Below are 25,806 nucleotides of genomic sequence, written 5' to 3' on the forward strand. Positions count from 1 at the left end.
AACAACTCCTTCGGCGGGCACTGGTTAATATGCCCGCCGAAGTTTTGTCAGCTTGAAAATACCTTCCCCTTACGGCATGCTGATTGCATTGATACCGCTTGATATTACGGGGAGGGTAGTATGAGCTTTTCAGAAGCGACCGGGCGTCGCATTGATCGCCTGCTGGGCGAGTACGGCGAAAGCCACCAAAATCACAAAAACAAAGCCATTCACTGGATCTGTGTGCCGGTCATTTTCTGGACGGTAACCGCATTGCTGTGGTCTGTTCCAACACCGATCGGGTTGTCGAACATCTCGCCGTGGCTGAACTGGTGCACGATCGGGCTGGGGTTATCGATCATCTACTACCTGTCATTGTCCATCACACTGGCAATCGGTATGGCCGTTTTCTCAGCGTTGATGATCTGGATTAACATGACTTATCAGCAGTTTGGGCTTGGCATCCCACTCTGGCAGACAGCATTGGCAGTGTTTGTGATTGCTTGGGTCGGCCAGTTTATCGGCCATCATATTGAGGGGAAAAAGCCGTCTTTCTTTAAAGATCTGCAGTTCCTGTTGGTTGGACCTGCCTGGCTTATGCATTTCATTTTTAAAAAGATTGGCATCCCGTATTGAGGGACAAAATTAAAAAACGCTGCTCTTAAGGCAGCGTTTTTTCTGGGTTGATGTAAACATCACCAATTTCGCGGGTATCCATTCGCTGAAGAGCAGGGTGTGAAAGTGGGTCAGCACAATAAGGCTTTGAGCCTGCAGCTGCTTTGGTCTTTCGGGGGGATTTTCCGCGCAACAGATCTTTAAAAAGATTTTTCATTGTCATTTCCTTTGTGACTTGATGGAGCGACAATGCGTCAATTGCATTGCAAGTGCTATCTGGAATAACTAAACCCCGGTTTAGATTTACTGCTCGGAACTGTCCTCGATGAAAAATCTCAATCAAGTCAGCCTCGCTGGCCTTCGCGTTGTTGAAGCCGTCGGGCGCCTGGGCTCCCTGAAAAATGCGGCTGAAGAGTTGGGCATTACGTCCGGCGCCGTCAGCCAGCAACTGCACAAAACCGAGCATCAGTTGGGCCGCCCGCTGTTCACTCGAGAGACAGGCGGATTGAAGCTGACAAGCCTTGGCGCCGAGATTTGTCACGAACTCACATCAGGCTTGAAGCAGATCTCAGAGGCTGTTGCATTGGCAGACCGGGACAGAGAAGAAAGCCTCTTTCTATCTGTAGCTCCGCTGTTGGCTGAGAAATGGCTGGTCTGGCGCCTGAGCAGTTTTATGAAGGCAAATCCGGACATCAATCTCAGGCTGGATGCCAACGACCAGTTGGTGAACCTCAATCACTCCGATGTAGACGCCTGTGTCCGCGTCCATAAACGAGCGCCTGATGATGTTTACTCAGAGCGCCTGTGTGAGCACTTCATCTATCCGGTCTGCTCTCCTGAGATCGCAGAGCGCCTCAAAGAGCCACGGGATCTTCTGAATGAAGTGATCATCCGCGACTATAACTCCTATTACCGTTGGAGCGACTGGCTGGCCCCGTTTGGTCTCAAAGAAAGTCAGCTTCCAAGAGGTCACGGCTTCTCCAACGCATCCCTCTGCATGGATGCTGCAATTGCAGGCCACGGCGTGTTCTTGGGCTGGGATACGCTGGTTGCCAATGCTGTGAAGCAGGGTCAGCTGAAGATTCCGTTCGGTCACCGCTGTTCAACAGGACGATCCTACTGGTTCATCTGCAGGGAAGGGGCCTTGCGCAGTCCTAGTGTTCGCAAGCTGCGGGATTGGCTGAAAGAAGAAATCGCACAAACAGCGGTTGAATACGAAAAAGCTGTCAAAGTCTAATCAAATAAAAAGCCCGGTAACTCAAGCGAGTCCCGGGCTTTAAAATGTCTTATGGTGTTAGCTTAGCCAGCGATCTTTGAGAAATCAGCGACCTGATGAACAGCTGCACGAATTTCAGAAAGGATCTTCAGACGGTTCTCGCGAACCTCCGGCTTTTCAGCATTCACGTGGATGTCGTCAAAGAAGCCGTCAACAGGACCGCGCAGTTTGGCAAGAGCAGCCATTGCAGCGGAGAAGTCAGCAGCATCAAGCAGCGGCTTGATTTCAGCCAGAACGCTATCCAGCGCAGCTGCCAAGTCTTTTTCTGCCTGTTCTTCCAGCAGAGCAGCATCAGGCTTGCCTGTAAAGGCCTTGCCGTCCTTCTTTTCTTCCGCACGCAGAATGTTTGCAGCACGCTTGTAACCTGCCAGCAGGTTGACCCCGTCTTCGCTGCCCAGCAATCCAGCAAGAGCTTCTGCCTGTTTCACGATCAGATTGATATCATCCTGACCACCACGAGCCAGAACCGCGTCAACCAAATCATGACGCACGCCTTTGTCTTTCAGAACCACCTTCATGCGGTCTGCGAAGAAGCTGAGCAGATCATCAATCAGACCTGATTCCAGAGAGGTCTCAGGGATCTTGTCGGAAACGTTTGCCAGCACCACGTCAGCCGCTTTGGAGACCATGGAGAAGATGTCTTTAACAACGCCTTCGCCGGTTTTGCCTTTGCCGATGAATGGAAGATCGGAGAGCGCACTTTCACCGCGTGCAGCTGCAATGTCTGCAAGGTTGCGGCGCAGGCTCTGAACCAGAACATCACGCAGTGGCAGGCGCAGGTCGTTTTCCAGCACAAGGCGGATAACACCCAAAGCAGCACGGCGCAGCGCAAATGGATCTTTGGATCCGGTTGGCTTCTCGTCGATTGCCCAGAAGCCAGCAAGAATGTCCAGTTTGTCTGCCAAAGCAACAGCGATGGAAACAGGTGATACTGGTACATCATCAGACGCGCCAGCTGGCTTGTAGTGATCTTCAATCGCCTGAGAAACAGCAGCATCTTCGCCCTGTGCTTCTGCATAGTAGCGACCCATCAGGCCTTGCAGCTCAGGGAACTCGAAAACCATTGCAGAAACGAGGTCAGCTTTCGCAAGACGTGCAGCACGCTTGGTCTGCTCGATATCAGCACCAACAAGTGGAGCGATTTCCGCAGCAAGACGCTCAAGGCGATCAACACGGGCAGCCACAGTGCCCAGCTTCTCGTGGAACACGATGTCCTGCAGCTTGGAGACGTTGCTGTCCAGCTTGGTTTTCAGGTCCGTTTCCCAGAAGAACTTTGCGTCGGCAAGGCGTGCAGAAACAACCTTTTCGTTACCAGCAATGATCTTGGTCCCACCATCTTTTGCAACGATATTCGTAGTCAATGCAAACTTGTTGGAGAGGCGAGATGTGGCTGGATCGCTCAGCACGAAGTTCTTCTGGTTCACCTTAATGGTGAGCTGAATGACTTCGTCAGGCAGCTGAAGGAAGCTCTCGTCATAGGAACCGATAAGCACGGTCGGCCACTCGTTGAGGCCGGATACTTCGTCAAGAAGGCCAGCATCTTCAACCAGTTCAAGACCAAGCGCCATAGCCGCGTTTTTCGCATCTACATCGATGATGTCTTTGCGGCGGTCCGCATCAAGCACAACCTTGGCAGCTTCCAGCTTGGACATATAGTCTTCCAGGCGGCGCACTTCGATTGCCTCAGGTGCCATAAAGCGGTGACCATAGGTGGTCTGGCCTGATTTGATACCATCAACTTCAAACGGAATAACTTCTGGCTCTTCAGTCTCTGGGCCAAAGGTACAAACGATTGAGTGCAGCGGGCGAACCCAGCGCAAGCTACCCGAACCCCAGCGCTGAGACTTTGGCCAAGGGAAGTTGCGAATGATGTCTGGCATTACGTCAGCAACAATATCCTCGGTCTTCCGACCTGGCTTTTCGATAATAGCGACGTAAAAATTACCCTTTTTCGGGTCATTTTGAATTTCAGCGTCGTCAATAGAAGAAAGGCCTGCGCCACGCAGGAATCCGGCCAATGCTTTCTCAGGTGAGCCAACGCGCGGGCCCTTCCGCTCTTCACGGGTTGCTTTGGAACCTGCAAGCAAGCCAGCAATGTGCAGTGTCAGGCGGCGTGGAGTGGCATAAGCCTTCGCGCCTTCATAGGTTACACCTGCATCAACAAGAGCATTGGTCAGGAGGGATTTCAAATCCTCAGCCGCACGACGCTGCATGCGGGCAGGAATTTCCTCGCTAAAGAGTTCGAGGAGAAGATCTGGCATTGGTGAACGACGCCTTTAACTGGTCAATCAATCGCGAATTTCTAAGGTGGATAGTGCCTAGCAATACTCAAGGGCATTGTCACCCCCAATAGGCAGCGCGGAACCGTAATTGGGCAAAAAACATCAGCCGGGCACAACCAATCAACAGGGGTGTGAACAGCTGCCTTGCATCAGACTTTGTAGTGCTGAGATAATCTAAGCCCGTCTACGCAGGTTCCTCAGTAGTTTCATTGAGTTCGCCAAACAGGTCGAGTTCCAGTCGCAGGTTGTTGGGATCCTGACTGGAGCTGCCCACAACTACTTCATAGACGATGCGCTCAACCACCATCTGGTTGCGCTCACTATCAAATATCGCAAGCTCCTCAATCGGGATGGAGACAGTCACCTGTCTGCTTTCACCAGCTGGAATACGAAGACGCTGGAAGCTCTTCAGCTCCTGTTTAGCGCGTTCTACTGCGGACCCTTTAGGAGCAATATAAACTTGCGAAACTTCTTCCGCCTCAACCTGCCCGATATTGGCGATGGAAAACTGAACCTCAATGCTACCAGTAAGGAGCTCATCAGGAGGTGTAACAACAAGTTCCGAATAATGGAATTGAGAGTAGCTCAGACCAAACCCGAAAGGATACGCCGGTGTGACATCATCTTTGTCCAGTTTCCTGTATCCATGCCAAAGGTCATAGATCACTTTACGCGCATTGCGATCAAAGTCAGGCAGGTCACTTTCTCGTCGTGGGATGACAAACGGCAGCTTGCCACTGGGGGAGACTTCGCCGGATAGAATTCGGGCAAGTGCAGTTCCACCTTCCATCCCTGGATACCAATGCAGCAAGATGGCAGCAGGTTTATCCTGCCATTCATTCATCAAAATAGTGCCGCCACCCATAACAACCACGACACAGTTGGAATTTGCGGCACAGACTTGCTTAATCAATTCAATATCGTGCGGAGGCAGACGAAGGCTCTGCCTGTCGCCGGAACCATAACCGTCTTCAGCTCCTCCGGACTCCTGAGATTTGCCTGCAGAACCTCCACCACCAAATGCGCGTAAAAATTGAGAGGCAATCTTCGCTTCTTCACGGTTCCGAGGTTGAGGAAGAACCTCATGAAAGCGTGCTGCCAGATCAGCGGAGACCCATTCACCTTCACGGCTGTGGTCATTCCCGACCACCAGCACAACGGCATCCGCTCGTTTTGCGATCTGGAGGGCGCGATTGATGTTCTGGCCTCTGTCCTGCCAGATGTCGATCTTGTGTTTGTAGTAGGAACGAAGGCCTGCGAGCGGCGTGGTTATATGTGTCGGCTGTGTATCACTCGTTCCTTTGTCGCCTGTATTAGCCACACTCGCCAAACGCCCAATAACACCAATACTTTGAATGTCCTTAAGAGGTAGAAATCCACCTTCGTTCTTCAGGAGCACAGTCGACTTCTCAGCGGCCTCCTGCGCAACAGATCTAAATTCAGCGCAGCCAACGCGGGTCTTCTCGTAATGGCCTTTCCGCAGCACTCGGAGCTGTTGCAAAATAAGCCTGTAACAGGCGTCATCCAATGCTGCCTCGGAGATCTCTCCATCATCAATCAGTTCCGACAGGTGCTGGTGAAAGTGCAGTTGGAACGGCATCTCCAGATCCATGCCGGCAAGAGCAGCCTCCCTCGCATTGCGTATGCCGAACAGGAAGTCACTCAGCACAAACCCCTTAAACCCCCAATCTGTTTTCAGCAGTTGACTGAGAAGCTCTTTGTTGTGTCCGCAAAGCTCGCCATTGATGGAGCTGTAGGACGTCATGACAGCCGCTGCACCAGCCTCAACCGCCTTCCTGAAGTGAGGAAGATACACCTCATAGAGTGCTCGCTGTCCCACTGTAACATTGAGGGAAAGCTTGGAGTGTTCCATGGATGCCAGAGCAAAGTTCTTGATGCATGCCATGCCATGTTGTTGAACACCGCGAACGAGAGCTGATCCCATTGCGCCGATCAGGAAGCTGTCTTCACCATAAGATTCCTGTGCTCGTCCCCATGCCGGATGGCGCATCAGGTTAAGTGGCACACCCCCAAACAACGTGCCACCAAAGGCGCGCATCTCATATCCAATGATTGCGCCAATCCGTTCTTCCAGTTCAGGGTCAAAGGTTGCCGCTCTTGCAATCACTGTAGGAAACGTTGTGGCACCCTTCAGCACGATCCCGCGTGAGCCTTCTGTATAATGAACACCCGGCAAGTGATGCTCTGGCAACGCCCCCGCTGCCCACGGACCGGATTGAGAGCCGCTCTTCATCATGTCTCGAACGCCCGGCCAGAAGGCCTGATCACCGTCTCGCATGGCCAGTTTGTCATCACGGCTCAACCGCGAAACAATCGCATTGGCGATCTGCTCATCACTCAGGTTTTGCGTGGAGGAAGGTTGAACAGTCATCTCAGGTGGAGGGACGGAAGAGGCTGCTGCAGTGCCATCTTCGTGCGCTTCGGTACTTTCGACAGTCATGGAACAGAGAACTCCGCGAATGCACCCCAATTTGGATCAGCGCATAGATACGCAGGCAGCTGGCAACGGGGGAGTGATTGGCAAATCAAACAGGATATCGCTTTAAAAATATCCGTTTGATTGCAGTCCTGAAAACCTACTGATTATCAGCAGGCATCTTTCAAGGAGTCGTAGGGCAGAGAAGTGACAACAAAAAATGCCGAGGCATTTCTGCCCCGGCACTAAGAATTCATCATGTTGACTGGGACTAGCCTTTGTAGCCCACACCACCAGCTTCGGTCTGCAGGAAGGCTGCACCACAAGCTTTGGAAAGTTCACGCACACGCAGAATATAGCTCTGCCGCTCGGTTACGGAAATGACACCGCGCGCATCAAGCAGGTTGAACACGTGGGAGCATTTAAGCGCTTGGTCATAAGCAGGCATAACAACCTTCTGCAGGCCATCGCCAGCTTTCTCCATCGCTTCTGCGCTTGCTGCCAGCAGACGCTTACACTCGCGCTCATGGTCCGCAAAATGGCGGAACAGCATTTCAGTGTCGGAATGCTCGAAGTTATGACGGGAATATTCCTGCTCGGCCTGCAGGAACACATCGCCATACGTGACCTTCTCGTCGCCTTCAAGGCCGTTGAAGTTCAGGTCGTAAACATTGTCGACACCCTGAACATACATGGCAATGCGCTCAAGACCATAAGTCAACTCACCAGCAACAGGCTTACATTCAAAACCAGCTACTTGTTGGAAGTATGTGAACTGAGAAACTTCCATGCCGTCACACCAGCATTCCCAACCAAGGCCCCATGCGCCAAGTGTCGGGTTCTCCCAGTCATCCTCAACGAAGCGAATGTCATGGATTTCTGTATCAATGCCGATTGCACGCAAGGAAGCCAGATATAGCTCCTGAAGGTTCGCAGGAGAAGGTTTCAGCATAACTTGAAACTGATAGTAGTGCTGCAAGCGCATTGGATTTTCGCCATAGCGACCATCGGTAGGACGGCGAGATGGCTGCACATACGCCACTTTCCATGGACGAGGTCCAAGCGAACGCAGTGTTGTTGATGGATGGGAAGTGCCCGCGCCGACTTCCATGTCATATGGCTGCACAATAACGCAGCCCTGATCGGCCCAGAATCTCTGGAGAGTCATGAGGAGACCCTGAAAGGACTTGGTTGGCTGCATATGTGCCGGAACGGCTTCACTAGACATGGGAGTGTTTCCTGAAAATCCAAAATGTACTGCACCGAAACGGCGCAAAATCCAAGTTGAGGCACAGGTGCCACGTCAAACAGGGAAGGTCAAGCATTCCTGAAAAATCAAAGATATTTTGTGAAAAAGACGGGGAGTAAGGCGGATTACTCTTCTCATGCTCATTTCCGGAATCGCAGCTGTGTTTCGGCGCAGGCCCATACCCCACAATATCAAGGATATTGAGCCCGGGAAAAAGCTTATTTAGTGGCAGGGTCATTGTAGTCTGCATAAAAGCTGGAGAGCGTACCGATGGTGATGTCCCGCCTGCCTGTTCTGAGTGATCGTCAAGGATTTGACCGCCGTTGGTATGCGCCAAATCTGAAACGCGTTTACGCCCCTGCTTCAGCTGCAGAAGTAACAGCCGCTTGGAGAGAGGTGATTGCGTCAGGAGCAAAGGCAGGCGAACTGCAAATTACCTGTGGTCGCCACTGCTATGAGAACTTCGTCTACAATGCGGGCACAAAATACATCATCGATCTGACCGGGCTACGTGGTGTGGGCAGTGATCCAAACTACGGGTATTACATCGATGTCGGCTTTGGAAACTGGGATATGTATCGCATGTTCAACAACATGTTTGATACCACACTACCAGCGGGCAGTTGCTATTCAGTCGGACTAGGCGGGCACATCACTGGCGGAGGGTATGGTCTCTTTTCCCGCGCATTTGGATTGACCGTTGATTACCTGTCTGCAGTGGACGTGGTGATCATGCCTCAAGGGGCTCCAACGCCTGAACTCTATGAGAAAGTTTCTCCCGTGAACCACCCGGATCTGTTCTGGGCGATCTGTGGCGGTGGTGGAGGAAACTTCGGCATTATCACCCGCTACTATTTCCAGGACACTCCGAAAGCACCGCAATATCTTTACACCACCGCGTTTTCATTTGATTGGCAGGATGAAAATGGAAACCTGCTCATCACAGAACCTGTCCTCAAGCAACTATTGGACAACTTCACCCAGTTCTCACAGGAAGGGCAGGACGGAGACACATCCAAGTGGCCCAGCTTTGGCATATTCCATGCAAACCATCTTGCTGCTGGGAAAATGGTTTTCGCATCCTATTATTTTGATGCCCCATCACTCGGGGTTCAAGGTCAGGAGTATGAGGCCTATCTGAATGACAGGATCAAGGATCAGAAAAGGGCGCTGGGCGATATAACAAGATTATCAACCGAGCCGGGCCCCATAAACGGGCATCCATGGCACGGCACTGCAAAGGCTATCAGTCCGGTGAGTGCAACGGCCCAGCTTCGCCGTTTCACGTTTCTGGAAGGCGTTCAAAACACAAATGGTTCCGGCCCAAATCAGTTTGGAAAATACAAATCAGCTTACATGAAGAAAGGCTTCACTGACGACATGGTCGCCGCGCTTCATGAGCATCTGCAGAAAGTCCCGGATGGAGTGTCACTGAGCGATATGAGCCAGAGCCTGTGCCAGATTGACAGTTACGGCTGTGCTATAAATCAGGTCTCCAGCACGGCAACGCCAATCGCACAACGCAGCTCAATCATGAAACTGCAATACCAAACTTATTGGGACAATGACGCGGCAATCGGACAGGATAACAAGCAGCTTGAGGAAGCCCATGTTGGCTGGATCAACGAAATGTATGCTGATGTTTACGCCAAGTATGGCGGATTTCCTGATCCACGAAACGATCCGGATGACATTGTTGACGGTTGTTACTTCAACTATCCAGATTCATGTTTGGGAGTAAATGGGGAGAACTCACCCGGCATAGATCATGCCATGTATCTCTATTTTCTGGAAAATTACGATACAGGTCCGGCAGATCGAAACCTGCGGGCAATAAAATTAAATTGGAATCCGCAAAACTGGTTTGCAAGCGCACAGTCTATTCCTGTTAAATAAGGAATACGTGCAAAATTATCATGGCACCAGGCCCGCAGACCAAACGTCATGCGGGCATCTTTCAGTCAACGACTAGAGCACAGCTCTTAGTAGTTGCTTACAGGGCGGTATTTGCCAGTGGCCGGATCTTCAACCAGACGCGTATATGCTGGATCAACCGGACGCTTGCGAGCAGTTGCATAGGCAGGCTGTTTCTTGAATGCCATATTGGAAATTTCTTTCTTTACGGCTTTGTAAAGAGCATATCCACCTGCAATCAAAGCAACAGTTCCTAATACCTCAGTCATCTGCATTTTCCTTCCATCACTTATGTGAAGCATTGTTATTTCTGGCAATTTGGGCAATCCTATGGAGATTGCTCAAAGACCAAACTTTGCCCAAAGGCTTTTTTCTTCCAGGGTAGCAAGTGTAGCCGCAGGCAATGTGCCAGCAGCCTCATTCAGACCTCCCTGAAGGTTCGCACCGGGTATAAAGCGGCTAAGAAAGCGCTTTTTGGTGCCAACAAATTTCACTTTGGTTTCTTTGCCGTACCGTTCATGGATCGTGGAGTGAAGATCGCCCAGACCATCTACGAGGCCCAGATCACGCGCTTTGGCTCCAGTCCAAAACAAGCCGGAAAATAGGTTTTCGTCATCGCTCAGCACGTCACCGCGGCGGCTCTTCACCATGTCGATGAACATCTCATGGATTTCGTGCTGCAATGTTTTGAGGTGCTCAATGTCCTCTTTAACTTCCGGTGAGAACGGGTCCAGTGTGACCTTCTTGTCTCCGCTGGCATAAACACGGCGCTGGACGCCGGTTTTCTCCAGAAGCTCTGTAAAGCCAAACCCGGCAGATACGACACCGATGGATCCAACAATAGAGGACGGATCAACAATGATGTCATCACCAGCCAGTGCAATCATGTAGCCGCCAGATGCAGCAACATCTTCTACAAAAACAAGAATTTGCTTGTTGTTTTCATCAGCCAGCTGACGAATGCGTTTGAAGATGAGATGAGATTGAACCGGCGAACCGCCAGGTGAGTTGATGGACAAGGCAACAGCCGGAGCTTCTTTAAAGCTGAAAGCTATTTCTAGCGCGTCTTCAACACTGCTCAGGTTCAAACCTGATTTCAATGGAGATGCAGCACCAATAGCACCATGCAAACGGACGACGGGTACGATAGGTCTTACTTTGCCCAATTTGCCCGGAAGGTAGCTGCGCAGCTTGTTCAACAACTCAAAATTCTCCTTTGCGTCGATAACTTGTATGTCGTTGGGGTAACCAACTTCATCCAATATAGGCAGCAATCATCAGGAGAGAAGAGCTTTTGCCAAAAGAAATGGCAATTTACGCAATAAAACGCAACAGTGTGATCCTCATAACAAATCTACACCTTGAGAACTCAGAGAGCCTCATCAAAACAGCGGGGATTACTCGGTTGTTTCAAGCTCGGCACGAATCTGGAGCATGTCTCGCCAGGCATATCTTTTCTCAGCAGGACTGCGCAGAAGATAAGCAGGGTGATAAGTCGCGATCGCCTTGCGCTGAGTACCCTCGCCGCCATAGCTCAGCCATTTCCCGCGCAGCTTGCGAATGCCATCACGGGCACCGCTGAGTGTCTTGGCAGAAGCCGCCCCGAGGAAAACAACAATCTCCGGATCAACCAGTTCAATCTGCCGCTGAATGAACGGACGGCAAATTTCCGTTTCATGCGGGGTAGGGGTGCGATTTCCCGGTGGACGCCATGGAACCACGTTGGCAATGTAGACCATTGACCGGTCAAGTCCGGCAGCTTTCAACATCCGGTCCAGCAGATGACCCGAACGCCCCACGAATGGCACGCCCTGAATGTCCTCTTCGCGTCCTGGAGCTTCCCCAACAAACATGATGCGTGCTTTGGAACTTCCATCCCCAAACACAAGGTTCTTTGCTGTCAGTCGCAGATTACAGCCCTCAAACCCTGCAAGGATTTTCCGAAGCTCATCAAGTGACTGCGCCGAACCTGCGGCGGTTCTGGCCGAACCAACTGTTTCCGCATTCGGAATAACAGCATTCGCGTCTGTCACCGCAGTTGGTGTAGACGTCGTAATAGCTGCTTCCTTGGCAGCACGCTGCCGCTCCAGAATCTTCTTCGCTTCCTGCTTTGCATCTGCGGAGACGCCATTCTCGCGCAGGTTACGTGCCATTTCAGCAGGTGAAACACTGAGGTTTTTGGACTGTGACGGCGCTGGCTCTGGTGCGCTGAACGAGCTGACTGGAGCGATGTTCTGCTGCGGAGCAGAGCGGCTCTTCACCTGCTTTTCCATCTGGCTCTGAGTTTGCGCAAAGCGGTCCACTGGAGCATCTTCCAACGCACAGTCGACGCCGACGGCGCTTAAAAACTCCAGATAAGCCTCCAGCTCGGCGGCATTTGCGACAGGAACTTCAGACATAGCCATTTACTAGTTGTGGCACACAGGTCGGCACAGGCGAAAGGGAATAACTCTTTTGCAATGCACCATGGATGGGCAGCAGCCCAGTCCGCCCTATATTCATTATGAAAGCGCAACTGTCCAATAGAAAAACGAGAATGGGCTAACTCAATGGGGAACAGTGTAAAGTGGTTCACGTTAACTTGGGGAAATTACAATAATTCCTTAAGGTGTAGATAGGTTTTTTGATGGGGTACCTGACGGAATGCACCTTAAAACGCATTGCGCTATAGTATCCGCTCAATTACACAGAGACTAAATAAAGTTTTGACACTTGAGGTGCTGGAAAATAATGCGCTGCCACATCATTTGACGCGAAATGAAGTGGATAAAGTGTAAAGGGAGAATACTATGTCTGAAGGGGAAACTCTGGCAGAACGCGAATCCATGGAATTCGACGTTGTGATTGTAGGCGGCGGTCCTGCAGGTCTATCAGCGGCAATCCGGATTAAGCAGCAGGCTGCGGAGAAGGGAGAGGAAATCTCCGTCGTCGTGCTCGAAAAGGGCTCTGAAGTTGGCGCTCATATTCTGTCTGGTGCGGTGATTGATCCAATTGGCATCGATCGCCTGATCCCTGACTGGCGTGAAGACGAGAGTGTTCCGATCAAGACACCTGTAACAGCAGACCATTTCAATCTGCTTGGCCCTGCAGGTTCCCTTCGTCTGCCAAACTTCCTGATGCCGAAGCTCATGAACAACCACGGCAATTACATTGTGTCTCTGGGCAATGTCTGTCGCTGGCTCGCAGAAAGAGCAGAAGCGCTCGGCGTGGAAATCTATCCAGGCTTCGCAGCAGCTGAAGTGCTTTACGATGATTCCGGCAAAGTGATCGGCGTTGCAACGGGTGATATGGGCGTTGCGCGTGATGGGTCTCATAAAGATGGCTACATGCGTGGTATGGCGCTGTTCGGCAAGTACACGTTGATCGCCGAAGGTGTCCGTGGCTCGCTTGCAAAGACGCTGGTAGACAAATTTGACCTTGATCGCGACAGTGATCATCCGAAATTCGGTATTGGTATCAAAGAGCTGTGGGAAGTAGATCCATCCAAACATAAACCGGGTCTGGTTCAACACTCCATGGGTTGGCCGCTGGACGGTAAAACCCAGGGCGGGTCTTTCCTCTACCATCTGGAAGACAATCAGGTTGCGGTTGGGTTTGTAGTAAACCTCAACTACCAGAACCCGTATATCTCTCCATTCGATGAATTCCAGCGTTTCAAAACCCATGCGGGTGTAAAGGACGTGTTTGAAGGCGGTAAGCGCATTTCGTACGGTGCACGTGCTATCTCCGAAGGGGGATATCAGTCCGTACCGAAGCTCTCTTTCCCAGGTGGTCTTCTCATCGGGTGTTCCGCTGGCTTCGTCAACGTTCCACGCATCAAAGGCTCTCACAACGCTGTCCTCTCCGGCATTCTGGCTGCGGATATGGTCGTTGACTCGCTGGGCCGTGGTGAAGCACACGAAGAGCTGGATCAGTTCGATGGTGCATGGCGCAATTCTGAAATCGGTAAAGATCTCTGGAAGGTACGCAATGTAAAGCCGTTGCAGACCAAGTTTGGCAGCTTGCTGGGCATGGTCTTCGGTGGTCTCGACATGTGGACCAACGAGCTGATGGGCTTCTCCTTCTTCGGCACCATGAAGCACGGCAAAACCGATGCTGCGAGCCTGAAGCCGGCGAAGGACTGCAAGAAGATCAATTACCCGAAACCAGACGGGAAGATCTCCTTCGACAAGCTGTCCTCTGTCTTCCTCTCAAACACCAACCACGAGGAAGACCAGCCGATCCATCTGAAGCTGCGCGACGAGACTTTGCAGAAGCTTTCCGAGCACGATGTCTACGCTGGTCCGTCGAACCGTTATTGTCCCGCTGGTGTGTATGAGTGGGTGGAAGAAAACGGCGAACCACCACGCTTCCAGATCAACGCTCAAAACTGCGTTCACTGTAAGACCTGTGACATCAAAGACCCGAACGGCAACATAACCTGGACCGTTCCGGAAGGCACAGGCGGACCGAACTATCCAAACATGTAAGATGTTGGATAAGATCAGAACAAGAAAAAGGCCCGGTCATCAGATCGGGCCTTTTTCATTTCAATTTTCCAAACGCTCTAGTCGATCTCAATATCGAGCCCAAGATCCAGAATAGGAGCGGAGTGCGTGATCCAGCCGGAGGAGATGATATCAACGCCAGCTTCCGCAATCGCCTGAATGGTCGAAAGCGTAATCGTGCCAGAGGCTTCCAGTACGGCTTGATCCTTGTTGATCTCAACCGCCTGCCTCAAAAGATCAGGCCCCATATTGTCCAGCATTACCACATCAGGCTTGGCTGTGAGTGCTTCCTTCAGTTGGTCGAGTGTATCCACTTCAACCTCAATGCGCACAAGGTGGCCGGCAAAGGCGCGGGCACTCTCAATGGCGGGGACAACTCCACCGGCAACGGCGATGTGGTTGTCCTTAATCAGGATTGCATCATCCAGACCAAACCGGTGGTTCATACCGCCGCCACAGCGCACCGCATACTTCTCGAAACTACGCAGTCCCGGAGTGGTTTTTCGGGTGCAAACCACTTTTGCGTTGGTATGTGAAATTTTGCGTTGAAATGCGTTCGTAGCGCTCGCAATGCCCGAAAGATGGCTCAAAAAGTTCAGGGCCACACGCTCCGCCTCCAGCAGTGCACGAGCGGGACCGTGAATGCGGGCGATAATGGTACCCGGCTCCAACTTATCCCCGTCCTGCGCCAGCACGGTAACATCGAGAGTAGGATCAACCTGACGAAATGCGGATAGAGCCAGATCAATGCCAGCCAGCACGCCATCCTTACGAGCCGCAATGACACCCGTTGCAACAGCATCAGCCGGAATAGTCGCTTGCGAGGTGATGTCACCCGCGCGGCCAAAGTCCTCAAGCAAAGCAGCTTTGACGGCATCATCGACCATGATCAACGAAAGCTCGGGCAATGAAGACGGACGGCTCATAGCATATCTTCCTCTTCAACAGCCTGCTTGCCAACATCGCTGGCAGCAGCCTCGCTCGCCAGCTTCTCAATTTGTGCAAGCTTCACAAAGGAGCGCTTGGCAGCCTCCGCCTTCTGCGGGAAGTCAGAACGGAAATGACCGCCTCGGCTTTCTTCGCGAAGCAGAGCAGACCCTGTAATCAGCTTGGCTGCAATCACCATGTTGAGAATGGAGTCGCGGCGGCACAGCGTCTCAGCGTTCTGCAACCGTGCAAGCGTCCTTGTCAGCCCTTCTGCATCACGAACCACACCAACATGGCGGGACATGGCAGAACGAACCATGGAAACGACTGCGCGTTCCTGCGGATTGCGTGTGGAGGCCTGATCATCAACATCATCGATTTCAGCCCAATGATGCACCCGGTGATGCGGCATGAGGGCCTGAATGTCTTCTGCAATGCGACCTGCAAACACAACAGCTTCAAGCAAAGAGTTGGATGCCAGACGGTTGGCACCATGGGCGCCCGTCGCCGCAACTTCACCAGCTGCCCAAAGGTTGTCGACAGAGGTACGACCAGAGGCATCGGTCAGCACACCACCCATGTGGTAATGTGCTGCCGGAGCAACAGGGATCAAACCATTGATCGGATCAATACCAGCCTTCTCGCAGGCTGCATAAACGCGGGTAAAGTGCTCAGGGAAGCTTGCACCAATGGCCTCTCGGCAATCAAGGAAAGCACCACGGCCAGCCGCAAGTTCTGTATGGATCGCGCGCGCAACAATATCACGAGGGGCCAGCTCAAGATCAGGATGGATGCCATCCATAAAGCGATGACCGTCATTATTGATGAGGATCGCACCATCACCGCGGATTGCTTCACTTGCAAGCGGGGCAGGGTCCTGCTCAACATTGAGAGCTGTTGGGTGGAACTGAACAAACTCGGCATCAGAAACCAGCGCACCTGCACGGGCAGCCATCGCAAGGCCATGTCCGTTTGCTTCACCTGGATTGGTGGTTGTTGAGTAAAGATGCCCAACACCACCGGAGGCCAACACAACAGCTTTTGCAGGAATGGTAATGCGCTGCGTCCCACCACGGCGACGCGCAGTAATGCCGGTGACATACCGGCCTTCTGCGATCAGTTGACAACCAATGTATCCTTCGATGATGCGGATAGACGGTGTCTTGTAGGCCGCATCAACAAGCGCCTGCATAATGGCTTCACCAGCCATGTCACCACGCACACGCACAACACGGTGGCTGGAGTGGGCAGCCTCGCGGGAAAGAGCCAGCTTGCCAGCAAGGTCTTTGTCAAAGGGCACGCCATAACCCAGTAGATCGTGAATGCGGTCAGACGCTTCACGGGTCATGCCTTCAACAATGGCTTCTTCGCAAATGCCGTCACCTGCTGTCAGCGTATCCTTCGTATGGGCAGAGTGGTGATCACCCTCGGCCACAGCAGCAGCAATGCCACCTTGTGCCCATGCAGAAGAGGTGCCACCGCCAATGGGCGCGTTGGTCACAATGGTCACTGGCCGCGGCGCAAGCTTGAGCGCGCAAAACAGGCCAGCAAGGCCACCACCTAAGATAACAACATCATCCACGCCGTTCAGAGCAACAGCAGGGGCGAGAGAAGAACCGAACTGAGACATTTCAGAGATTATTCCAGACTATGGGGACCTGATCTAAAAGGCCCGCTGCCGTTAAAGGCAGCAGGGTGCACTGAAGACTTTTCAATATGCCAGCTACACGAAAGCCTCTAGTTCTTCAAGTTGATCATGCGTTCTACGGAGGCACGAGCGCGATCCGCCACACTTTCATCAACAATCACTTCACCAGACATATCGAGCAAACAGTCTAGAATTTTGGTGAGGGTGATGCGCTTCATGTGTGGGCACAGGTTGCAGGGGCGAATGTAGTTGACGCCAGGTGTAGAGGAGGCAACATTGTCTGCCATGGAGCACTCGGTGATCATCATCACCTTCTCAGGGCTGTTGTCCTTCACCCAGTCAATCATATGAGATGTTGAACCAGCAAAGTCAGCTTCTGCAACAACTTCCGGCGGGCACTCAGGGTGCGCAATGATCTTCACATCAGGGTCAATGGCACGGTAGTCGCGCAGCTCTTCCGCCGTAAAGCGCTCATGCACTTCGCATGAGCCGGCATAGGTCAACACATCAACATCAGTCTGGTTGTTCACGTTGGCTGCAAGGTACTGATCAGGGATCAGCAGCACCTTGTCAGTGCCCATGGCTTCAACAACCTGAACCGCGTTGGAAGAGGTGCAGCAAATATCGCACTCAGCCTTCACATCAGCGGAGGTGTTTACATATGTGATGATCGGAACGCCCGGATTGGCTTCACGCAGCTTTCGTACATCTGCACCTGTGATGGATTCTGCAAGGGAGCAACCTGCATCCATATCCGGGATCAAAACGGTCTTTTCCGGAGACAGGATCTTGGAAGTCTCAGCCATGAAGTGCACACCGCACTGAACGATAACCTGAGATTCAGTCTTCGCAGCTTCTTTCGCCAGCTGCAGGCTGTCGCCAACAATATCAGCCACACCGTGGAAGATATCCGGGGTCATATAATTGTGCGCCAGAATAACGGCGTCGCGCTCTTTCTTCACCTTGTTGATCGCAAAAATCAACGGAGCAAGAGCAGCCCATTCAATCGCAGGAATGAAGTCCTTTACCTTCTCATAGGCCTCTGCTGTCGCTTCTGCGACCTCGGGCGTGTAGGCAAGGTCTGGACGCTCCAAAGGGGCATACTGTTTTTGTGCTGGTGCGCCAGCTTGAACAGCAGCACCCTCAATGCCGGCAGTAATGTCATTGACAGCAAGGCTGTCTGCTTCAGCGAATGTAGTCGTGGCGGACATGCGCTATCCCTTATTCTGCCGGCCTGAAACCGGATTATACTCAATGTGAGTATAAGGGGTCTATAAAAAAACACGGCCATAATGCCGATGCCAACCCTTATGCTCATTTTGAGTTTTTATAGACCTCTTCCCTCGCGTCGACAACCTATTCTTTTGCCGGATGCATATGATTGCTGCGTTTAAGCTCGATTTAGCCTTACTGAGTAATCACTTAATTTCCTAAATTTGCAGGGTACAAATGAGAAAAGCCCGACATTTCCGCTTAATCAGAGGAAACGTCGGGCTCACATTACTTGAGAGCAGAAAAGGGCTCTTACTTGGCTGGGACGTAGCTGGATGGGTTACCATTAGCGCCCTGATTGACCATGTAGTACTGGTTCTCACCGCTGTCGAACACGAGGAAACCATCCTGATCAGCAGGCTTGGTCTGTGTGCCCCATGGAGATTGAATGATCACTTCAGCAGCTGGGGCATAACCGATGGCAGACATGCGCACCATCTCAACCGGAACGGTCTTCAGCGCGCCAGTCAGGCCAGCGTCTTTTGCGTTAAACAGCGCAAGAACTTCCGGAGCCATATCCAAACGCTTTACAAGGCGGGTGTTTTTGGCAGCGACTTCTTCCAGACCAACCATCTCGTATTTGGAGGTGAACGTCTCTTTGCCAATCACGTAAAAATCAGGGCCGGTCTTGCTCATCTGCAACGCAACCACAGAACCAATGTTCTTGGCGATGTAAGCATCATCGTAGCTGGTGGAATCTACAGAACCCAACGGGTCACGGATCGCTTCTGGCAGGTCTGCCAGTGTGTCGCCAGTAATCTTCCAGCCGAGGATTGGGCGGTCCTTGATGTAAAGCTCTTTGGCAGGTGCATGCTTTTCAACGCGTGCAGTCAGCTCAGCTTGGCTCTGCACATCGTCCTGCGCAGAAGCTGCCAAAGGTGCGCTTACAGCAAAGGCAAGCAGGCCTGCAGCGAGTGTTTTTCCGAAAGAAAATGAGTAGGTCATGGTCGGCCCCTAAATGTTGACGGGGGAATTAGGTCAGGACCCAAATCAAAGTCAAGCGACTCCGCCAGTTTCGCTAGCATTTTGAAATATATTAGTATTCTCACATATGCCTGCATTTGATCAGTGAAAGTTTTCCAGCAAAATGCCTTAGGGATAAAGACTCATTCCAATTGCTGATGGATGACCTAAGTAATTTCAATTATTGCAGAACGGAAAATTAGATTAAACCTGATTATTCCCCGCTGCTCAGCGAAAAACGGACACCATTGGTCCAGCGTCTGGCCGAAATTCTCTGCCGGATGCAGGAAAGGAAATTGCATGTCTCAAGCGACCCAGGTCGAGAACCAATCCTCTGTCCGGCGCGGCCCCAACGTCCCGCTTATAATCATCAGCGGATGTATCATCGGCATTCTCTCGTTTGGACCACGGGCAACCCTTGGATTGTTCCTGACACCCATGTCCTCAGAGTTTGGCTGGGGCAGGGATGTGTTTGCCTTTGCGTTGGCACTTCAAAACCTCGTTTGGGGTGCTGCGCAACCTTTCGCTGGGATGATGGCAGATAAATTCGGCACAGGAAGAACTCTGGTACTCGGTGCGATCATCTATGCCATTGGCCTCTATCTTATGAGCCTGTCAGACACACCACTCTTATTGCAGGTCTCCGCAGGTGTTTTGATCGGTCTGGGTGTCGCCTTCACATCCTTCTCGCTTGTTCTGGCTGCCTTCGCGCGGTCTGTTCAGCCCCAATACCACGGCATCGCCTTTGGCATGGGCACTGCTGCCAGCTCCTTCGGCCAGTTTCTCTTTGCACCGCTGGGCCTGGGCCTGATCGAAAACTATGGCTGGTCCAGTGCGCTGATCTATATGGCAGCTGTCGTCGCCATCGTACCCCTGTTCGCTTATATCCTGCGCGGTCGTTCCGCAGCTCCAGCTGCCGGCAACCCTGCCAACCCGCAGGACAGCATGACCCTTTCTCAAACATTGGGTCTGGCTTTCAAAACTAGAGACTACATCCTGCTGGTCTTCGGCTTCTTCGTCTGTGGTTTCCACGTGGCGTTCATCACCGTGCACATGCCGACCTTCATCGTGGATCAGGGTTTTGACGTTTCCGTCGGTGCATGGGCGCTGGCTTTGATCGGCCTGTTCAACATTGTTGGCTCCATGTCCTCCGGTGTGTTGGGGTCACGCGTTCCGAAACAATACTTGCTGTCATTTATCTATATTGCCCGTGCCATCGCCATTACGCTCTACATAACACTGCCAATCTCGGAGATGTCGACACTGATCTTCGCAGCCACCATGGGCATTCTGTGGCTCTCCACCGTGCCGCCAACTTCAGGGCTCGTCGCTGTCATGTTCGGCCCACGTTACATGGGAACGCTGTTCGGCATCGTGTTCTTCTCTCACCAGATCGGGTCCTTCCTTGGAGTATATCTGGGCGGTGTGCTCTATGAGCGCAGCGGCAACTACGATGCCATCTGGTGGCTCGGAATCGCACTCGGCATTTTTGCGGCCATCGTACACTGGCCAATCCGCGAACAGTCCGCCACCGCAGGGCGTCTGGTCGCCAAGCCTGCGTAAGACGCCTATTGGGTGAACTAGCTAGGTTTGTCAGTGTGTTACACCGGAATATTGCCTAGCGTTATTTTCTTGCCTTATGGCCCTCCTTCTGCCAGCTTTCATGCAACATGAATTGGCGAGAAGGATTGGCCATGAGCGAGTTTGATGCCCTCTGGATTGAAGCAGATGAAAGCGGCCGCAAGCCACTGCCTGCCAAGTGGAACAAAGTCAGTGTTGATCAGCTCTCTGCAGGAGACGTGACAGTCAAAGTCACGCACACCACCATCAACTACAAGGATGGGATGGCCCTTGCAGGCGCACCGGGCATCACCCGCAAGTTCCCGATGGTGCCGGGCATCGACGTCGTTGGCGAAGTGCTCACCAGCGAAAGCGACCGCTTCAAACCGGGCGATCAGGTCCTCCTCAACGGCTATGGTGTTGGTGAAGTCCACACCGGTGCCTACGCGCAAGTCGCCCGCTTGAAGTCCGAGTGCCTTCTGCATCGCCCAGAAGAAATCTCTGCCGCCCGCGCAGCTGCCATTGGCACCGCAGGTTACACCGCCATGCTCTGCGTTATGGCGCTGGAGAAATACGGCCTGACACCTGACCACGGACCAATCGCAGTCTCCGGCGCATCCGGTGGTGTTGGGTCCGTTGCCATCAGCCTGCTGTCCAAACTCGGCTTCGAGACCATCGCCTTCACAGGGCGCACCGAGGAAGCTGACTTCCTCAAGAGCCTCGGCGCAACAGAAGTGCTTGATCGGGCCGAGCTGGTCGAGAAAGGCAAACCATTCGGCAAGGAACGCTGGGCTGGTGCGGTTGATGTCGCGGGTAGCCATACACTTGCAAACCTGCTGGCACAGACCAACTACGGCGCCGCCGTCGCAGCGTGTGGTCTGGCGCAGGGCATGGACCTGCCAGCATCTGTCATGCCGTTCATTTTGCGCGGTGTAGCGTTGCTCGGTGTGGATTCCGTTATGGCGCCTATGGCCCTGCGCGAGCAGGCTTACCGCCGACTGGTGCAGGATCTCGATCTTGCCAAGCTGGACACTCTGTCTGAGACAATCAAACTGACAGATGTGGAAGAACGCGCTGCGAAGCTGCTGAAGGGCCAAGTACGCGGTCGTACCATCGTGGAAGTCGAGTAACGCTACAACAAGCAGGTTTAGACAAAAAGAAACCCCGCATCAGCCAATCGCTGGTGCGGGGTTAAAATTGGAGCGGTCAGGCCACCAAATTCTTCTCACATATGAGGCCGTGGATTAGCTCCAGCCACCTCGGTAAGTCTTGTAGAAGATGTGCTTACCAATGCGCTTTTTACGCTGCATGGTCGGTGCCCAGTTCGGGCGAACATAAGTTGCATGGTAATGAGTGGAGGCATCAACAGCCGGAATGCTCACTTCACCCTTTACAATCTGCTGCGCGATCTTCTTCGCTTTGGCCCAGGGACCAGCTTCAGTCACGCGCTCTGGAATGCCATCACAAGCAAACGAGAACTGGCAGGCGTTCTTCATGCCCTTGTTCTGATAAACCACACCGCACACTGTGTTCGGATAAGCTGGGTTCTTCAGACGGTTGAGAACAACCTGCGCAACAGCAATCTGCCCGTCACGCGGTTCACTGCGTGCTTCAAAATAGATCGCCTCAGCCAGACAGCGCATTTCCTTCTTGGATTTTCTCACAGAGCTCGGCAACTGGCGCATGTACCACCAGTGCGGATTGGTCTCTGAAGTAGAGGCCAGCTCTTTGTCTGAAAGTCTTGGCTTGCCGGAAGGCGTAATCGAAACTTTAGGCTTGCTCAGCAGCGCATCAAACGGTGCTTTGTTGGTTTGCGGTGTGGCTGGAGCATAAGCAGTTGCCAAAGCAATCTCGTTTTGCTTGGCAATAGAAAGGGTCGCTGGCTTAACTGTCTTCTGGGCAATTTGCTTGCGGGCAGCAAGTGCTGCACGGCGTGCCGCCTTGCCGAGTGGAGACGTGTCGGCCTGCCCATTGTTGTCGGCAAGACCGGCCAGTGCATCCCCACCATAATGGCCGTTGAACGCCATTTGCGGCAGCTGGGAAACAAATCGGTCGGAACTCTTCGGTTTGCCTGCATTTTGAATGAAAGCCACAACACGGCTCGGCAGTGTAGTGACGAGCATGTCACTCTTACCGGTGCGGTTCACCGCATGGCGCTGTGGAGTTTTTTTCTCAGGAGCGACGAAGTACTTTGCAAATTTCTGGCTATCCCGTGCGGAGACAGATTGCATCCATCGCGGCGTTTCCTCGTCGAGGTTTCCGGTCAGTGCCGGAATATCCTGCAACGCAACTGGAGATGCAGCAAAGGTTCCAACTGCAAGCCCTGCAGCTAGAATAGGGTACTTAAAGTACATGAGGACAGCACGGCGTCCTGCATTCTTCTTCATCCCATGGCCCGACATACGCAATCTACTCCAAATCAACGCCCAAAAACTCAGCGTCTCTCACTCCCTGAAAAGGGAACCCCAAACTCTGAGATCGACAGGATGAAGAAGCCCGATAAAACACTCCCGCCCGTCACTTTTCCGGATGAGTGCATTTTTCGCTTTTAACCTTGATATAAAGTTAAGCCCGCCAAAACCCCAGTTATTCTGCCACAGTTCACGCCGCTGACAGCCAGCATATGGTTAATATGCAGGGACGGTACTCACCAAAAAACTAGGGCTATTTCATGTCTGGGTGGATTTTTCAGTTGGCCAAAAATCATAGGAAACAAAAGGCTTCATGCAGGAAATGACACCTGTGATATCTTGGTGTGGCTGTAGGATATCAACACAATCAAAATCTTAACAAGATTAACCATAAGGCTCCCTGCTAAATCCACAACTCCGTTTTTCCTATGAATTTTTGCCGAGAAAAAACTCAAAAAAATTGTAGATAACCTTACGTCACTTAAGGCGAAAATGTGAATCAGAGCAAGCTAACGCGCAATCCCGGGGCCGGGCGCTCTTTCAAAATGTCTCTTCTGAACCGGTAAAGAGCTGCAGGACGCCCGCCCGTCGCGGTTGAAGTTCTGCCCGTCTGCTCAACCAGCTGCCCCGTTTCCACCAGACGGCGGAAGTTCTGTTTGTGAATATGCCGGCCAGAAATCGCCTCAACCGTCTGCTGCAGATCGGTAAGGGTAAACTCAGGTGGCATCAATTCGAAGACAACAGGCCGATACTTCAGTTTTGCCCGCAACCGGGAAAGTGCCGTTGCCAGAATACGGCGGTGATCATGGGCAAGGCCCTCGCCAAGGTCTGGCAAGGTGCTGCGTTCCAGCGCAGTTGGCTGCTTATCGCGCAAGGCCTCACGCATAAGACCGGAGCCATAAAGCAACTCGTAACGGTCCAGAACGCGTTCCTCATCCCATTTCAAAGAGCCCACACCAAAGGCGAGCTGGTAACGATCTTTCCGGCTCAGCTCATGGTAGGCCTTGGCATCATCATCCGGGGCCTTGCTGAAGGTCTCCATGCTGGGATGAATGATCTCTTCCAGCATCTTCGGCTGACCGCCACGCCAGTCTTCCCAGGGAAAAAAGTCATACCAGGGACGCCAGCGAGCACCTTGTCTGGCAAGCAGCCGTTCAGATTCTGGTGTCTGGCGTGTCAATGCCAGATAGCCGACAGAAACCATATGCGGCTCACCAATCCGCGCCAGAGAATATCTGTCGCGGTCACCAAAGGTGTAAAGCTGTTCCACATGGCCAATATGAAGGGCAGTCTGTTCTTCAACAAACGCACGCAAACCCAGCTCAAAGGTGCGGTGTACGCGTGGGTCAAACGGGCCGGAGGGCAGGCCAGACAACTCGTCAGGCACTTTTTGCGGCACAGTCAAAACAAAGGGCACTTTGTCTTTTACGGAAACAATGACAGCACTCAGACCAATGCCAAGCTGGACAGGCTCCATGTCAGCACCACGTTGGGCTGCATTTCCTGTTTCCACTGCATTGCTCATCAATGTTTGCTCCGTATCCGTCATGCCAGTTCAACAAGTGCGGCAGGATCAAGCGAGAACAGGTTGCCCTCAAAAGTCTCTGCACCACGACCAAGCTCGATGATTGATTGTATCATGCGCCCATTTCGCTGCAAAAGAGTGTCTGCCAAAGAGATAAGCAGCGGATTGGGTGTGGCGACAGGAGAAACCTTGCGCAAATGTTGGGCCAGCGCACGTTCATCTGTATCCGGCATAATCGCACAGGCAATGATGTAGGCAGCAGCTGTAGACCGGCTGACACCAGCCCAGCAATGCACCAGTAAAGAGCCGTTGCGTGCAGCATCACGGGAAAAATCCAGCAGTTGCTCCACATGCGTCGCATCGGGGGCAAGCAGACCTTCACGTGCTTCAGTAATGTCGTTGAACTCCAGCACCAGATGGTGAGCAGGCTTTGTCTCAGAAGGCAAGATCACCTCTGTTCCCGGAGAAACGAGAGAGAGCACATGGCTCGGCCTTGCTGAGGTCAACGTGTCTTCCAGCTTGGAAAGTGGACAGACATGCAGCATCAGCGGCCTCCAACTTTCTTGCGAGCGTCATCAAGCTCAGCAAACCGGGCCAGAAAGACCTCTTGCGCATCCTTGGTTGGCAGCGGCTCAATGCTTGCTGCCAAGGTGTCCAGTTGCTCCGCAGTAACCTTTGCAGGCTTTCCGAAAATCTTGTCAGCTTCTTCCTTGCTAAAGCCCGCCAGATGGATTGCTTCCAGATAGGCGCTGATAATGTCAGCCTTCTTGGCAAGCTTGGCAATGCTGACTGGCAAGTCGGGGGGCAGGTTGAACGCCCTGTGAATGGCATGGTGCAGCCGCTCTTCAACAGCCTTGTAGGTGCCACCCATCACGTTCTTGAAAGGGGAGATCATATCCCCGATCACATACTCAGGCGCGTCATGCAGCAAGACTGCCATACGCCATTGAATATCAAGATCAGGCTTGAGCATCAGCGCAATCTCTTCCACCACCACACAGTGCTGGGCAACAGAGAACGCATGATCGCCAATTGTCTGCCCATTCCACCGTGCAACACGCGCAAGGCCGTGCGCTATATCAGAGAGTTCCACATCCAACGGAGACGGATCAAGAAGATTAAGTCTTCTGCCAGAAAGCATCCGCTGCCAGGCACGGGGGGAAGATGAGGAAAGCTCTGCACACATTAGTCAATCAAGCCAGTCGTCAAGGTTAAGGTGATGTCTACAGTGTATCTCCGAAAAGTGGAAACTGGTTTTCGG

General features: G+C 52.5%; 21 protein-coding genes. 6 read left to right on the top strand and 15 right to left on the bottom strand.

Annotation, left to right across the window (positions count from 1 at the left end; translation table 11 throughout):
* Window positions 1-120 precede the first annotated feature (120 nt).
* The gene (locus PsAD46_RS08235) at window positions 121-615 is read left to right on the top strand and encodes an Mpo1-like protein (protein ID WP_057464857.1); all 495 of its coding nucleotides are present in this window, start codon (window positions 121-123) and stop codon (window positions 613-615) included.
* Between the two features lie 25 nt (window positions 616-640).
* Here PsAD46_RS08235 and PsAD46_RS28095 read toward each other — a convergent pair whose 3' ends face one another.
* A complete protein-coding gene (locus PsAD46_RS28095; RefSeq protein ID WP_162531840.1) occupies window positions 641-811 on the bottom strand; it encodes a hypothetical protein in 171 nt (56 codons plus the stop codon).
* 108 nt (window positions 812-919) lie between these two features.
* On the opposite strand from PsAD46_RS28095, the gene PsAD46_RS08240 reads away from it, so the two are divergent.
* Window positions 920-1,831, top strand: a complete 912-nt coding sequence (locus PsAD46_RS08240) for a LysR substrate-binding domain-containing protein (protein WP_057464858.1) — start codon at window positions 920-922, stop codon at window positions 1,829-1,831.
* A gap of 62 nt (window positions 1,832-1,893) precedes the next feature.
* Here the strand turns inward: PsAD46_RS08240 and glyS are convergent, their stop codons facing one another.
* From glyS to PsAD46_RS08255, 3 genes are all read right to left on the bottom strand, one after another.
* A complete protein-coding gene (gene glyS, locus PsAD46_RS08245) occupies window positions 1,894-4,131 on the bottom strand; it encodes a glycine--tRNA ligase subunit beta (RefSeq protein ID WP_063293764.1) in 2,238 nt (745 codons plus the stop codon).
* Between the two features lie 205 nt (window positions 4,132-4,336).
* Window positions 4,337-6,613 (bottom strand): glycoside hydrolase family 3 C-terminal domain-containing protein, encoded by a 2,277-nt coding sequence (locus PsAD46_RS08250; RefSeq protein ID WP_063293765.1) that lies wholly within the window; start codon window positions 6,611-6,613, stop codon window positions 4,337-4,339.
* A gap of 247 nt (window positions 6,614-6,860) precedes the next feature.
* A complete protein-coding gene (locus PsAD46_RS08255; RefSeq protein ID WP_057464861.1) occupies window positions 6,861-7,817 on the bottom strand; it encodes a glycine--tRNA ligase subunit alpha in 957 nt (318 codons plus the stop codon).
* Window positions 7,818-8,108: 291 nt separating this feature from the next.
* Between PsAD46_RS08255 and PsAD46_RS08260 the strand changes: the two genes are divergently transcribed.
* On the top strand, window positions 8,109-9,734 hold the full coding sequence (locus PsAD46_RS08260; protein ID WP_063306574.1) for an FAD-binding protein: 1,626 nt from the start codon (window positions 8,109-8,111) through the stop codon (window positions 9,732-9,734).
* Window positions 9,735-9,820: 86 nt separating this feature from the next.
* On the opposite strand, the gene PsAD46_RS08265 is transcribed toward PsAD46_RS08260, so the two are convergent.
* From PsAD46_RS08265 to PsAD46_RS08275, 3 genes are all read right to left on the bottom strand, one after another.
* Window positions 9,821-10,021: a hypothetical protein gene (locus PsAD46_RS08265; RefSeq protein WP_208860103.1), complete on the bottom strand. Its 201-nt coding sequence runs from the start codon at window positions 10,019-10,021 to the stop codon at window positions 9,821-9,823.
* A 72-nt stretch (window positions 10,022-10,093) separates the two neighbouring features.
* Complete coding sequence (locus PsAD46_RS08270; RefSeq protein ID WP_063293850.1) at window positions 10,094-10,954, bottom strand: S49 family peptidase; 861 nt, start codon at window positions 10,952-10,954, stop codon at window positions 10,094-10,096.
* Window positions 10,955-11,149: 195 nt separating this feature from the next.
* Window positions 11,150-12,151 carry a uracil-DNA glycosylase gene (locus PsAD46_RS08275; RefSeq protein WP_208980493.1) on the bottom strand — a complete coding sequence of 334 codons (1,002 nt, stop codon included), beginning with the start codon at window positions 12,149-12,151 and terminating at the stop codon, window positions 11,150-11,152.
* 390 nt (window positions 12,152-12,541) lie between these two features.
* On the opposite strand from PsAD46_RS08275, the gene PsAD46_RS08280 reads away from it, so the two are divergent.
* Window positions 12,542-14,221, top strand: a complete 1,680-nt coding sequence (locus tag PsAD46_RS08280; RefSeq protein WP_063306575.1) for an electron transfer flavoprotein-ubiquinone oxidoreductase — start codon at window positions 12,542-12,544, stop codon at window positions 14,219-14,221.
* A gap of 77 nt (window positions 14,222-14,298) precedes the next feature.
* Here the strand turns inward: PsAD46_RS08280 and nadC are convergent, their stop codons facing one another.
* From nadC to PsAD46_RS08300, 4 genes are all read right to left on the bottom strand, one after another.
* On the bottom strand, window positions 14,299-15,165 hold the full coding sequence (gene nadC, locus PsAD46_RS08285; RefSeq protein ID WP_063306576.1) for a carboxylating nicotinate-nucleotide diphosphorylase: 867 nt from the start codon (window positions 15,163-15,165) through the stop codon (window positions 14,299-14,301).
* A complete protein-coding gene (locus PsAD46_RS08290; RefSeq protein ID WP_063306577.1) occupies window positions 15,162-16,796 on the bottom strand; it encodes an L-aspartate oxidase in 1,635 nt (544 codons plus the stop codon). Before PsAD46_RS08290 ends, nadC begins: the two co-directional genes overlap by 4 nt.
* A gap of 107 nt (window positions 16,797-16,903) precedes the next feature.
* The gene (nadA, locus tag PsAD46_RS08295; RefSeq protein ID WP_063293772.1) at window positions 16,904-18,025 is read right to left on the bottom strand and encodes a quinolinate synthase NadA; all 1,122 of its coding nucleotides are present in this window, start codon (window positions 18,023-18,025) and stop codon (window positions 16,904-16,906) included.
* 313 nt (window positions 18,026-18,338) lie between these two features.
* Complete coding sequence (locus PsAD46_RS08300) at window positions 18,339-19,031, bottom strand: hypothetical protein (protein WP_063306578.1); 693 nt, start codon at window positions 19,029-19,031, stop codon at window positions 18,339-18,341.
* Window positions 19,032-19,349: 318 nt separating this feature from the next.
* Here PsAD46_RS08300 and PsAD46_RS08305 point away from each other — a divergent pair, with 318 nt between their 5' ends.
* Both PsAD46_RS08305 and PsAD46_RS08310 read left to right on the top strand, forming a co-directional pair.
* Complete coding sequence (locus PsAD46_RS08305; protein ID WP_063306579.1) at window positions 19,350-20,612, top strand: MFS transporter; 1,263 nt, start codon at window positions 19,350-19,352, stop codon at window positions 20,610-20,612.
* A gap of 107 nt (window positions 20,613-20,719) precedes the next feature.
* Window positions 20,720-21,739 carry an MDR family oxidoreductase gene (locus tag PsAD46_RS08310; RefSeq protein WP_063306580.1) on the top strand — a complete coding sequence of 340 codons (1,020 nt, stop codon included), beginning with the start codon at window positions 20,720-20,722 and terminating at the stop codon, window positions 21,737-21,739.
* Between the two features lie 114 nt (window positions 21,740-21,853).
* Here the strand turns inward: PsAD46_RS08310 and PsAD46_RS08315 are convergent, their stop codons facing one another.
* The 4 genes from PsAD46_RS08315 to PsAD46_RS08330 form a co-directional block, all read right to left on the bottom strand.
* On the bottom strand, window positions 21,854-23,011 hold the full coding sequence (locus tag PsAD46_RS08315) for a cell wall hydrolase (protein WP_063298850.1): 1,158 nt from the start codon (window positions 23,009-23,011) through the stop codon (window positions 21,854-21,856).
* 508 nt (window positions 23,012-23,519) lie between these two features.
* Entirely contained in the window at window positions 23,520-24,545 is a 1,026-nt protein-coding gene (locus tag PsAD46_RS08320; RefSeq protein ID WP_193775917.1) for an NAD regulator, read from the bottom strand.
* A 20-nt stretch (window positions 24,546-24,565) separates the two neighbouring features.
* Window positions 24,566-25,090, bottom strand: a complete 525-nt coding sequence (locus PsAD46_RS08325; RefSeq protein WP_063306581.1) for a hypothetical protein — start codon at window positions 25,088-25,090, stop codon at window positions 24,566-24,568.
* Window positions 25,090-25,731 carry an HD family hydrolase gene (locus PsAD46_RS08330; protein WP_063293778.1) on the bottom strand — a complete coding sequence of 214 codons (642 nt, stop codon included), beginning with the start codon at window positions 25,729-25,731 and terminating at the stop codon, window positions 25,090-25,092. The genes PsAD46_RS08325 and PsAD46_RS08330 overlap by 1 nt, the downstream gene beginning before the upstream one ends.
* Between the last annotated feature and the right edge of the window lie 75 nt (window positions 25,732-25,806).

The sequence above is a fragment of the Pseudovibrio sp. Ad46 genome, assembly GCF_001623065.1.
Taxonomy (GTDB): Bacteria; Pseudomonadota; Alphaproteobacteria; order Rhizobiales; family Stappiaceae; genus Pseudovibrio.